General features: G+C 67.4%; 12 protein-coding genes and 1 pseudogene. 5 read left to right on the top strand and 8 right to left on the bottom strand.

Features of this window, described 5'->3' with window-relative positions:
• The first annotated feature begins 284 nt into the window (after positions 1-284).
• Complete coding sequence (locus tag ACO2Q2_RS15885; protein WP_423257126.1) at positions 285-1,622, top strand: sigma 54-interacting transcriptional regulator; 1,338 nt, start codon at positions 285-287, stop codon at positions 1,620-1,622.
• Between the two features lie 66 nt (positions 1,623-1,688).
• On the opposite strand, the gene ACO2Q2_RS15890 is transcribed toward ACO2Q2_RS15885, so the two are convergent.
• The 6 genes from ACO2Q2_RS15890 to ACO2Q2_RS15915 form a co-directional block, all read right to left on the bottom strand.
• Complete coding sequence (locus tag ACO2Q2_RS15890) at positions 1,689-3,023, bottom strand: hypothetical protein (protein WP_423257128.1); 1,335 nt, start codon at positions 3,021-3,023, stop codon at positions 1,689-1,691.
• 37 nt (positions 3,024-3,060) lie between these two features.
• On the bottom strand, positions 3,061-3,831 hold the full coding sequence (locus ACO2Q2_RS15895; protein ID WP_423257130.1) for a hypothetical protein: 771 nt from the start codon (positions 3,829-3,831) through the stop codon (positions 3,061-3,063).
• Between the two features lie 44 nt (positions 3,832-3,875).
• On the bottom strand, positions 3,876-4,574 hold the full coding sequence (locus tag ACO2Q2_RS15900; protein WP_423257132.1) for a C39 family peptidase: 699 nt from the start codon (positions 4,572-4,574) through the stop codon (positions 3,876-3,878).
• A 128-nt stretch (positions 4,575-4,702) separates the two neighbouring features.
• On the bottom strand, positions 4,703-5,956 hold the full coding sequence (locus tag ACO2Q2_RS15905; protein WP_423257134.1) for an adhesin: 1,254 nt from the start codon (positions 5,954-5,956) through the stop codon (positions 4,703-4,705).
• A gap of 29 nt (positions 5,957-5,985) precedes the next feature.
• Entirely contained in the window at positions 5,986-6,573 is a 588-nt protein-coding gene (locus tag ACO2Q2_RS15910; protein ID WP_423257152.1) for a hypothetical protein, read from the bottom strand.
• Between the two features lie 34 nt (positions 6,574-6,607).
• Complete coding sequence (locus ACO2Q2_RS15915) at positions 6,608-7,183, bottom strand: hypothetical protein (protein WP_423257136.1); 576 nt, start codon at positions 7,181-7,183, stop codon at positions 6,608-6,610.
• Between the two features lie 297 nt (positions 7,184-7,480).
• Between ACO2Q2_RS15915 and ACO2Q2_RS15920 the strand changes: the two genes are divergently transcribed.
• Positions 7,481-8,731, top strand: coding sequence for an acetylornithine/succinylornithine family transaminase (locus tag ACO2Q2_RS15920; RefSeq protein WP_423257138.1), 1,251 nt, complete (start codon positions 7,481-7,483; stop codon positions 8,729-8,731).
• Positions 8,732-8,741: 10 nt separating this feature from the next.
• A pseudogene (locus ACO2Q2_RS15925) lies at positions 8,742-8,870 on the top strand (lactoylglutathione lyase); the annotation flags it as partial.
• Between the two features lie 6 nt (positions 8,871-8,876).
• On the opposite strand, the gene hemL reads toward ACO2Q2_RS15925, so the two are convergent.
• On the bottom strand, positions 8,877-10,160 hold the full coding sequence (gene hemL / locus ACO2Q2_RS15930; RefSeq protein WP_423257140.1) for a glutamate-1-semialdehyde 2,1-aminomutase: 1,284 nt from the start codon (positions 10,158-10,160) through the stop codon (positions 8,877-8,879).
• 16 nt (positions 10,161-10,176) lie between these two features.
• Positions 10,177-10,818: a thiamine phosphate synthase gene (thiE, locus tag ACO2Q2_RS15935; protein ID WP_423257154.1), complete on the bottom strand. Its 642-nt coding sequence runs from the start codon at positions 10,816-10,818 to the stop codon at positions 10,177-10,179.
• 78 nt (positions 10,819-10,896) lie between these two features.
• On the opposite strand from thiE, the gene ACO2Q2_RS15940 reads away from it, so the two are divergent.
• Both ACO2Q2_RS15940 and ACO2Q2_RS15945 read left to right on the top strand, forming a co-directional pair.
• The gene (locus ACO2Q2_RS15940) at positions 10,897-11,091 is read left to right on the top strand and encodes a rubredoxin (RefSeq protein WP_423257142.1); all 195 of its coding nucleotides are present in this window, start codon (positions 10,897-10,899) and stop codon (positions 11,089-11,091) included.
• A gap of 108 nt (positions 11,092-11,199) precedes the next feature.
• Positions 11,200-11,412: a hypothetical protein gene (locus ACO2Q2_RS15945; RefSeq protein ID WP_423257144.1), complete on the top strand. Its 213-nt coding sequence runs from the start codon at positions 11,200-11,202 to the stop codon at positions 11,410-11,412.
• Positions 11,413-11,588: the final 176 nt, after the last annotated feature.

The following is an 11,588-nucleotide window of genomic DNA, read 5'->3' on the forward strand; positions in this document are numbered from 1 at the left end:
GTGCTGGGCATCGAGTCGTCAAGGGCAACACGTCAATGCTGCACTGCGAAGCCTGCACGGACGGCTGGTCTGGCCAGCGCCCCGCACCCACCGCGCCGGCCTGTCGAACGTCATGCCGCCTGCGTCCGGTCGGCCGGGATATCTCCTCGGAAGCTCTGGGGGGTCCTACGTAATTTGTTGCGACAACTGTCATGTTCGGAGCGTACAATTGTGAACTACATCACATTTTCGCTCGCCAAGGGGGGGCGCAGCGCGAAGCAGGGGCCTGCGGGGGAGGGATGGGCATGCAGACGGCATCTGTCGCAGCACGGCGCTGCGTAATCTGGTTTGGTGAGCCGTCGGCCGGCGAGCGCGATGCACTGGCGCGGTCGGGTTGGTCGGTGCGCTCGAATCATGCGAAAGACGGTGAACTGCGTGTGCGCGATGGCGACATCGCGGTCGCCATGGCGGATCTGCGTGACAGTGACGAGGCCGCCCTCGATGCGATGGGCGATCTGATGGCCGTCCATCCGGACCTGATCTGGCTGGCCCTGGTCTCTTCGCGAACCGCGGCGCAGACCCCGCGCGTGGCGCGCATCCTGCAAGCGAGCATCGATTTCTTCACCGCGCCGGTCGATCTGGGGCGTCTGATCGAAACGTTGGGCAGGATCACGGGCGGAACGTCGCGCGCACCGGGCGGCGATCTCGAGGGCATCGTCGGGCGCAGTGCCACGATGCAGGGTGCGCTCTCGCGCCTGCGCAAATTCGCGCCGGTGGACCTGCCGGTGTTGATCACCGGCGAGACCGGTACCGGCAAGGAGGGCGCGGCCAAGGCGCTGCATCAGTTGTCGGTGCGCGGTGCCAAGCCGTTTGTGGCGATCAACTGCGGCGCATTGCCGGTGAACCTGGTGCAGACGGAGCTGTTCGGGCATGAGCGTGGCGCCTTCACTGGCGCCAACGCCCGCCGGATCGGACACATCGAGCGTGCGGCGGGCGGCACGGTGTTCCTGGACGAGATCGGCGATCTGCCGTTGGATGCACAGACCAGCCTGCTGCGTTTCCTGCAGGAAGGCACGATCGAGCGACTGGGGTCGAGCCAGTGCATTCGCGCCGATGCCCGGGTCGTCGCCGCCACGCATGTCGATCTCGAACAGGCGGTGGCGGCTGGCCGTTTCCGTCAGGACCTCTACTATCGCCTCAACGTGCTGCGCCTGGCGATGCCGCCGCTGCGCGAGCGTGAGGACGACGTAGAGCTGCTCGCCCAGCATTTCCTCGACCGTTTCCGTGAACACCACGCGTGCCGCGCGCGCGGCTTCAGTGCCGGCGCACGCGCGGCGATGCGATGTTTCAGCTGGCCGGGCAACGTGCGCGAGTTGATCAATCGCGTGCAGCGGGCGGCCGTGGTGGCCGAGGACGCCCTGATCGGTCCGGCCGACCTGGACCTGCGGACACCGGGTGCCGGCACCGGTGCCACGGCGGCGCTGGGGGCGGCGCGCGTCGCGGCCGAGCGCGAGGCCATCATGACCTGCCTTCGCGAGAGCCGCTTCAACATCAGCGAGTGCGCGCGGCGTCTGCGCATCTCGCGCGTCACGGTGTACCGCCTGTGCAAGAAGCATCGTCTGGCCCTTGACGAACTGCGCTGAGGCGCGCGGCCAGCGCTTTGGCGCGGGCGCGGGCGCGGCGCCGCCTGCCGGCGGGCAACATCCGCCTCAGAACATGTAGGGCACCTTGAAGGTGATGGTGTAGTCCGGCGCGTCCGGCGTGAGACCGATGCCGAGCAGGGTCACCATGGTGGTGCGCTGGTTGAGCGCGTAGGTGACGCCCATGTTGAACGCGGCGGCATTGGCATCGCTGCCGATGACCTTGGTCCACGGCGTGTCCTTGTTGCGCAGCGACGCCTTGGCGCTGAGCTTGTCGCTGAACGACAGGCTCAGGCTGGTGCGCTCGTTGAAGGCAAACGCCACGCCGGCGCCGAAGTAGTACGCGTTGCCCAGCTTCACGCGGCCCGGGTTGCGCGTCTGCGGATCGGTATCGATGTCGCCGAAGCTGCGCGGGAACGCATGGATGTATCCCAGGTTGGCGAAGATGATCGCGGGGTCCATGGTCTTGACCACCGAGGCGCCGATGTTCGCCTGCCACAGGCCATTGCCGGTGGGTTGTTTCTCGGGCACGGCAAAGCGGATGTACTGGTCGTTGTCGCGCTCGATGACTTTCCAGTCGATGCCGTAGGGCGCCCGGCCGGTGGGTGCCGTGACGCCGAAGGTCAGCACCGTATCGGGAACGGCGCCGGTTTCGGCGAACAGCTTGTAATTGGCGCTTAGGCTGACGTCGCCGATGCCGCTGCCGGTCGTCTGCTCCTCGGCGATGGCTGCCGCCGAACCTCCGGCGCCACCTTTCTGGTAGACCGTCTTGCGACCGAGGTAAGGCACGTCCAGGTTCAGCGTCCAGCGTGGATTGATGCCGTAACGGGCGGCGAGGTTGTAGGTGAGCGAGTCGGATTCGACGTTCTCGATGGCGATGTTGCCGAGGAAGATCGCGTCCAGCGCCAGGAAGCCGTTGAGCGTGAGTTGCTTGCGGTCGTAGCGGCTGTAAGTGATGCCGTTCTCGATGGTCAGCTTGCGGTCGAACACGGCGTGCTCCTGCAGCAGCGCATCCTGGATGCTGCGGGTCGGCCTGGCTTGTGCCGCCTCGGCCGGTGAACCCGCTTCGCTGGCGGGATGGTCCGACGACCCGCGCGGGGCGGAATGATCGGCCCCGGCAGCGGCCATTGACTGTGCCCCGGCTGCCACCGGTTCGGACGGCAACGTGTTCGCGGGTACCTTGCCCTGCAACCGCGCCTGCAGCGCCTGTACCTGCATGTCCAGCTCGCGCAGGCGTCGCACTTCCCGGGCGTAGCTGCTCTTGAGCGCCTGCAGCTGGCTGGCCAGCGCGGTGACGTCCGCCTGGTCTTTCGGACTGGTCGTGGTGCCGATGTCCTGCGCGTGCAGGGCGGGGGCGAAGGCCAGTGCGCACGACGCGGCGCTGGCCAGGAGGGTCTTGTCCATGGAATGTCTCCCCTGAGCCGATCGCTCGGCGACGGATTCAGCGCAGACCGATGCCCCGGGCAAGGGCGACCGATTGCGCCACGTTCTGGGCCAACTGCGTGCCGTGTGCAACGGACTGCCGGATCAGGTCGATCTCCATGCGATTGCTGACCCATTGACTATCGGTTGCCAGTTGCACGCTCTGGCCCACGCTGCCGTTGCGGATCCATTGCGACACCGTGCCCTGTCCGTCGATGGTGAGCAGGACGCTGGCGCTGCTGCCGTCGAAGCTGGCCACGGCACTGCTGCCGTCGGCGTAGGCGCTGGCCATGTCCGGCCCTGACGAACCGTCCTGCGCAGGGGGCGCGGTGCCGTCATGCACCGTCAGCCGGGTGACGTTGCCTGCGAGGTTGCTGTCGCCGGCGACCTGCACGCTCTGCACCACGCCGGCGACGTTGGCCAGGCCGCTTGCATCGACATGCCGCGCGGGGTCGGCCGCGGGCGTCGGCAGTGGCGGTGCATCCACATGCGTGATGCTGACCGTGGGCACGAAGCTCACCGTCGGCTGGTTGTGCGTGAAGTCCATCGACAACGCGAGGGTGCCTTCGAGTATCTGGCCGGTCGGGGTCTGCCAGGTGGAAATCATCGTGACGCCGAACCAGGCGACGGTGTCGTTGCCGACGGTATAGCGGCCGCGCATGTTGCCCAGCTCGGTGTCGGAGATCTCCTCCAGGCCGCTGCCGGGCTGGTCAGCGGCTCTTGCCGTATTGGCCCATTGGCCCAGTGCCAGCGCGCTGGCGCCGAGCACGAAGAGTCGTGTGTGTTTCATGATGCCGGTCCGTGCAATGTATGCATCGCTGCCAGGTTCCTTGCCTAGAACAGGTCTGCGTGACTGAAGCCGAAGTCGAGCAATTCGGCGTCGGTGATCGGGCCCTGCCGCGCGAACAGCGCGCGGGCGCTGGCCTGACCGGTGGGTTGGAGCAGAACGGTGTTGCGATCGAAGTCGTTGCCGATCACCACGAACACGGCCCGTGATGGCCACGCTGCCAGAAACTCCGGCAGCGCCATCGAACGGTTGCCGAGCATGGGGTCGGCCAGTTCCACGGTGTCGCCGCGGACCTGCTTGAGCACCACGAAATGACGAAAGCCGCGTACATCCATCAGCACCAGACCCGGCACGCGCAGGCTGCGCAGGCGCGCCTCGTTGATGCGGTAGCCGCGACCGCGCATGCCGAGCGACTCCACGTAGCGCTTGATGTCGAGCAGGGAGAACCCGCGCTGCTTCACGACCGCCTCGTCGGCCACGCCCATCATTCCCTGGATCACCGTGGTCTCGTCCACGTCGAGGTGGTAGGCGTAGCGCAGCACGGTGGCGAGTGCCGCCGCGCCGCAGCTGTAGTCGGTGTGCTGGCGCACCATGTTGCGGTAGCGCCCCTCCTGCATGCTTTCCACTCGGCGCATGTAGGGCGCGCCGTTGGGCAGCACGCCATCGAAGCGCACCTCGCCAGCCTGTCCGGCAGGGGGGGTCAGCAGGAGCGGCAACGCAATCAGTGGAATGGTCCGGCAGCGCATCGTGACTCCCATCCAGAGGAAGTCCCCCGGCCCGCAGGGGACGGGCCGGGGGTTCCGTCAGGCAACCCGGATTCCTTCCGGGTCACCGCCCACGTCGGCCGCCCTCATGGCAGCCGTGCATGCTCCGCTTACTCGCCGCCGGCGGGCGGCGTGCCGCCGGTGCTCGGTTGTGCCACGGCCATCGCCAGGCTGTTGGCCTGCTGGTTGCCGGTGCCGGCAGACACGTTGATGCCGATGTTGCCGGAGGCGTTCTGGAACGCGCTGCCGCTGAGGCTGGCGGTGTTGGTGGCGTCGTTGATCACCCAGCGGGTGGTCACCACCGAGCCGCTGAGGTCGGCGTACAGGCTGTTCGCCGACAGCTCGACGAAGCCGAGGCCGCCGCTTTCGCGCGAACTGGTGCTGCCGCTCTCGCGACCGTCCCCCGAGGCATTGATGCCAAAGGCCAGCGCCCCGCCGTCGCCGTTGAGGTCGGAGCCGCCCTGGGTCTGGGTGTCGAGGTCGAAGTGGCCAGTCTGGGTGCCATTCGGGTGGCTGTTGCCGGTCCACATGTCCGGATACACGTTGCCGATCTGGTCGGCGTTGCCGGCGATCGTCGACGACGTGGTGCCGGAATAGCTGCCTTGCGACGATCCCGCGTAGCCGCCGCTGCCAAAGCCCAGCGAATAGCCGCTCACGTTGCCGCTCATCGACACGTCCACGGTGTCGTTGTACTGCTGCACGTAGCCGGCATTGCTTACCGCGTTGTGGCCCGACGCCTGGTTGGACGAGACCGTGGCCTGCGCGAAGCGCGTGGTGGCGACCGAGGCGGCCATCGCGTTCTTCTGCTGGTTGTTGTTGCCGGAGGTGACGTTCACGCCGAGGTTGCCCGAGGCGTTCTGGAACGCGTTGCCACCCAGGCCGGCCGCGTTGGTGACGCCGGCGTTCATGGTCTCGTTGAACGCACCCTGCTGGTTCACGAACACCTCGCCGTCGGCCATGCCGAAGGCGAAGCTGGCATCCGTGGCCGAAAGCGCGGCGGCGTTGTCCTGCTGGTTGTTGTCGCCAGCGCCGATGTTCACGCCGATATTGCCCGACGCGCCCTTGGCGACGTTGTCGGCGGCCGAGGCGCTGTTGCTCAGGTTGGTGTTGCTGGCCTGGTTGGCACCGTTGGCCTGCGCATTGTCGACGATGGCGATGGCCGCCGAGTCGATGTCGATGCGACCGCGCACGGTCGGATCGCCGGACACGGTGATGTCCGAGTTTAGCTTCACTTTCTTGTTGAACTTCACGCTCGTGCCGCTGGCGTGGGGATCGGGGCTGCCTTCCTGGGCGTATGCCGTCACCGAACCGAACAGCGTCGTGATGGCGAGGGCGAGCAGCGATTTCCTGATGGTCGTGTTCATGGTGTCATCTCTCCTGACGTTGCGTTGTATTACCGCGGTGTGGGGGGCAGCGAGAGCACGAACTGATTGCTCGTGGCATTGCCCGAACCCGCGGCCTGATTGAGTTGCAGCACGCCCTGGTAACCCCGCATCGCCGACGACTCCACCGCGACGCTGCGCGTGGAGTCGCCGGACGCAACGGCATTGCCCGCCTGCTGCCCCCCTGCCGACGCGGAGACGACGGCAGACAGCGCGCCGTCCGTCGTTTCGCGTATTCCCTGAGAAGCCAGCTCCGCCGCCACCGCATTGAGCTGGGCGTTGCCGCTGCCGCTGGCCTGGTTGATCGAGGCCAGGCCGCTGCCATCGACATAGGCGTTGCCGCCGATGCTGGCGCTTGCCGCGCGGGGCCGGTCGATCCGGTTGTCGTTCTGCCACTGCACGGCCTGGAGCTGTGCCGATCCGCCGGCGGCGAACGCGCGCAGGTTGGCCTGCTGGTTCATGTCGCCCGCCGACAGGTTCACCGCGCTGGCGCCGGTGGCGCCGCGCAGGGCATTGCCGTCGATGCGGCTATTGGCGAGATAACCCAGTAGCGCGACGTAGTCGTCGTCGCCGGCGCGCACGGGCGTCGCGGCAAGCATGCACAGGAGCAGGGCGACCAGGATGCGCACGGCGTCAGTGCCCCGCCGCCGGCAGGGCCGTCATGCCGGGGAGTGCCGAGAGCGCTCCCTGCACCTGGTTGCCGATGCCACGGGTGGTGTCGCCGACGGTGCCCATCGGACCGGCCATCACCTGGCCTACGCCATGGGATGCGACTTCACCGCGTCCAGCGGCGCCGCTGCCGAGCGCACCGTTCAGGGCGGTGCCGATCATGCGCTCTTCCGTGGTTTGGCCATGTCCGCCAGCCGGCGAAGCATCGAGACTGGCGTAGTCGGCGTCCGAGAGTTCGCCGGTGCCCAGCGCACTGTCGATTTCGTGCCTGGGCGACGGGTTCACGATCAGGGCCATGCCGGGCGGTCCCGGGCGATAGGCCGGACGCGTGGCGACGTTGCGCAGCATGACGATCTCACCCGGCCCGGCCTGTACTGCCCGATGCGCATCGGCGGCGACGGCCAGTGCCGGCAGCGCCAGGCATGCGGTGGTCAAAACGGCGATGCCGCAGCCGGCGTGCCTGCCATGGACGATGTTCGGATGAAATGACATGCCGTTTCCCCTCGGTGCGGACCCAGGGAACAGCAAACGCTGTGCCATCGCCGAAGACTGGCGCAGTGGCGCGGCTTGCAGGCTTTCGCCCCTGCTCGGGCACGAGTCGGGATGTCACAGGGTTTACAGCGCCACCACCGGCCCATCCTGCCTGGAAGCGAGTCCGCGCAACGGTTTCAAGGCACCTTTCGGCAGATGTAACAGGCGTGATACAGGGCCGGGGGTGTTTACACCGCAATGCAAAGGGCGCTGATCCGCCGTGATGCAAAGCAGCAGGCTTGGACTTACGATGACGGCCCATCCCCACCTGCAACCGGCGCCCTCGTTGCGCCCGTCGGATCGTCCATGCACGCTCATCCCTCTCTGATCGAACTCGGCAAACGCTATTGGCTGCCGGTGTACAAGCCGCGCGAACTGGTGCTCGATCACGGCCATGGCGCGCGGGTGTGGGATACCGAGGGACGCGAATACATCGATTTCGGCGCCGGCATCGCGGTGAATGCGCTGGGCCATGCCGACCCGGATCTCGTCGCCGCGCTCATGACGCAGGCAGGCAAGCTCTGGCACAGCTCCAACGTGTTCTATACCGAGCCGCCGCTGCGGCTGGCCGAAGAGCTGGTGCGCGCATCGGGCTTCGCCGAGCGCGTGTTCTTCTGCAACTCCGGCGCCGAGGCCAACGAGGCGGCGATCAAGCTGGTGCGCAAATGGGCCGCCTCGAAGGGGCGCGGGCCGGAGCGCCGCACCATCATCACGTTCCGCGGGTCTTTCCACGGGCGCACGCTGGCGACCGCCACCGCCACGGCGCAGCCGAAATACCAGCAAGGCTACGAGCCGCTGCCCGCCGGCTTCCGCTATCTGGATTTCAACGATGTCGCTGCGCTGGAGGCGACCTTCGCCGAAGGCGACGTTGCCGCCGTGATGCTCGAACCCGTGCAGGGCGAGGGCGGCGTGCTGCCGGCCGCACCCGGCTTCATCCGCCGCGTGCGCGAGCTCTGCGATGCGCACGACGCGCTGCTGGTGCTGGACGAGATCCAGTGCGGCATGGGGCGCACCGGCACGCTGTTCGCGCACGTGCAGGATCACGCGGCGCCGGACATCGTCACGCTGGCCAAGGCGCTGGGCTGCGGCTTTCCGATCGGCGCCATGCTGGCCGGGCCGAAGGTGGCCGAGGTGATGCAGTTCGGCGCCCACGGCACCACGTTCGGCGGCAACCCGATGGGTGCGGCGGTGGCTCGCGTGGCATTGGCCAAGCTGGCCTCGCCCGAAGTGCTGTTGAACGTGGAGCGCCAGGCGAACGACCTGCGCAAGGGCCTGGCGGCGATCCATGCCGAGCTCGGCCTGTTTGCCGAGGTGCGCGGTCGCGGCCTGATGATCGGCGCGGTGCTGGCCGACGCCTGGAAAGGGCGCGCGGGCGAGGTGCTCGATCACGCCGCCGCACATGGCCTGCTGTTGCTGCAGGCCGGGCCGGACGTGCTGCGTTTCGTGCCGCCGCTCACCTTGAGCGATGAGGATGTGGCTCAGGGGCTGCTGCGCCTGCGCGCGGCACTGCTGGATTTCGTGCGACCCGCGAATGCGGCGGCGGAGACGTCCCGATGAAATACCTGGCCCGCCGCGCGACGGCCACATGGCCTTCGTGCGTTCGCCCGACCTGATCTCGGTGGAGCTGCTGCAGGCGGGCGAGGCGCTGGCACCGGTCGAGCCATGGGCATCCATGCCCAATACCGGCAGCTGGTAAGCCCGCTCAGGCGGCGCGGGCGTCGCGCAGTGCTTCGCGCGCGGCCTGCAAGGTGTCGGCGATGTCCTGGTCGCTATGCGCACTGGACATGAAGCCGGCCTCGAATGCCGACGGTGCGAGGTAGACGCCGCGGGTCAGCATGCCGTGGAAGAAACGGTTGAACATCGCCGTATCGACTGCCGTGGCCTGCGCGAAGGTCTCCACCTTTTCGGCCGTGAAGAATAGGCCGAACATGCCGCCGACACGGGTCGTGCTGAACGGTACGCCCTCGCTATCGGCGATCGCCTGCAGCCCATCGCACAGCAGGCGGGTGTGGCTGGCGAGCGTGTCGTGGAAGCCGGGGGCCTGCACCAGCTCCAGCATTGCCAGGCCGGCGGCCATCGCCACCGGATTGCCGCTCAGCGTGCCGGCTTGATAGATGGGACCGGAAGGCGCCACCTGTTCCATCAGATCGCGTCGACCGCCGTAGGCGCCCACCGGCATGCCGCCGCCGATGATCTTGCCGAACGTGGTGAGGTCCGGGCGCACGCCGTAATGCGCCTGCGCGCCGCCCAGCGCCACGCGAAAGCCGGTCATCACTTCGTCGAAGATGAGCAGCGCGCCGTGGGCGTCGCACAGTTCACGCAGGCCCTGCAGGTAACCCTCGCGGGGTAGGATGCAATTCATGTTGCCGGCCACCGGCTCGATGATCAGGCCGGCGATCTCCTCGCCCTGTTCGGCGAATAGCGTCTTCGCCGTGTCGAGGTCGTTGTAGGGAAGGGTCAGCGTAAGGTCGGCGTTCTGCTTGGGCACCCCCGGCGAGGTCGGCACGCCGAAGGTCAATGCGCCCGAGCCGGCCTTCACCAAGAAGCTGTCGCCGTGGCCGTGGTAGCAGCCCTCGAACTTCACGATCTTGCTGCGGCCAGTGGCACCGCGGGCCAGCCGGATCGCCGACATGGTCGCTTCGGTGCCGGAGTTCACCATGCGCACCATCTCGATCGAGGGAACCAGGCGCGTCAGCGTCTCTGCCATCGTGACCTCGGCCGGGCAGGGCGTGCCGAACGACAGGCCGTTGCGGATCGCGCGCTCCACCGCCTCACGCACGGCGGGGTGATTGTGACCGGCGATCATCGGCCCCCACGAGCCGATGTAGTCGATATAGCGCTTGCCTTCGACGTCCCACAGATACGGGCCGTCGGCGCGCGCGGTGAAGAACGGCTCGCCGCCCACCGACTTGAACGCGCGCACCGGGGAATTCACGCCGCCGGGCATCAGCTGGCGGGCGCGCTGGAAGAGCTCGTGGTTGTTCATCCGATATGTTTCCGGGTCAGGCGGTGAAGAGTGCGGCCAGGTTCGCCGCGGCGGCGCGCGTGTCGTGGGCGCCAAAAACGGCCGATACCGTCGCGATGAAGTCGGCGCCGGCGTCGACCAATGACCGCCCATTGTCCGGCGTGATTCCGCCGATCGCCACCCGGGCAATGCCAAGTGTGGCCGTCTGCCGCAGCAGTTCCAGGCGCGCGCGGCCGGCTTGCGGTTTGGTGGGAGAGGGAAAGAAAGCGCCAAACGAGACGTAGCTCGCGCCGGCCCGTGCTGCGGCGACTGCGAGTTCGGTCGAGGCGTAGCAGGACATGCCGACGATCGATTGCGATCCGAGCACGGCACGCGCCGCCGCCGGGTCCCCTTCGGCCTGGCCCAGATGCACACCTGCCGCACCGACAGCCTGCGCGAGTGCGATGTCGTGGTCGATGATCAGGGGGCGACCGTAGCGGGCGCACAGCACCGCCAGCGCCGTGGCCTCGGCGAAGCGGCGCGGATGGTCGTCGCCCAGGTCCCGGTACTGGATCATGGCGACGCCGCCGGCCAACGCCTGCTCAGTGCGTGCGAGCAGGCGATGCGGTTGGCCATCGGTGATGGCGTAGATGCCGTTTCGTGGGAGTGTGCTCATGCGCTCGGCATGATGCCCGATCATCGCCACCGCCGCGTGCGCCTTTCGCCCGGGCCTGCGAGTTGCGAGAATGGCCGCCCACTTTCCAGTACGAGACATGTAATGACCCAGGGCAGCACCGAATCGGCATCACGCAAATGGATGTGCGTCGTATGCGGCTTCATCTATGACGAGGCTCTTGGCTTGCCAGAAGAGGGCATCGCCCCGGGTACGCGCTGGGAGGATGTGCCCGACACGTGGACGTGCCCGGACTGCGGCGCGACCAAGGACGATTTCGAGATGATCGAGGTCGACTGATTTCGGTCCCAATGCGCCCGGCCATTGCCCGATGGCGCCATGGCTGCGGCCGTTTCCAATGATGTGATGCTCCTGCGCCTGTGCGGGCGCTCGTTCCAGGAGCACGACATGAAGCAGTTCATCCCGTTCGAGGACGACTGGGCGCTGGCCGAAGCACTGGCCTGCCATCGACTCGTTCCTTATCAGCCCGGCATGCGGTGCATCCATGAGATCTCTGCTGCCCTCCGTCCAGGTCCGGCGGGTCCCGCACGGCAGAATGGGCGGCATGAAGAGAGAAATTCGTCCGCATCTACTTCACAGCCGGCCACCGCGGCGCTATGATTCATGCCCCTCGACGAACAGCCGCTGTTTCGAGGGTTGCACCCCGCCACGACGAAGCGAAAAAACAATTCGCGCAGGTGTTGACGAGGTGGAAGATCGATGTAGAATGTGCGGCTCACCCGGGGCGAAATGCTTCGGAGCGGTTCGAGAAACGGACTGCAAGTGGTTGATCTTTG

The sequence above is a fragment of the Dyella sp. KRB-257 genome (genome assembly GCF_049445995.1).
Classification (GTDB): domain Bacteria; phylum Pseudomonadota; class Gammaproteobacteria; order Xanthomonadales; family Rhodanobacteraceae; genus Dyella_A.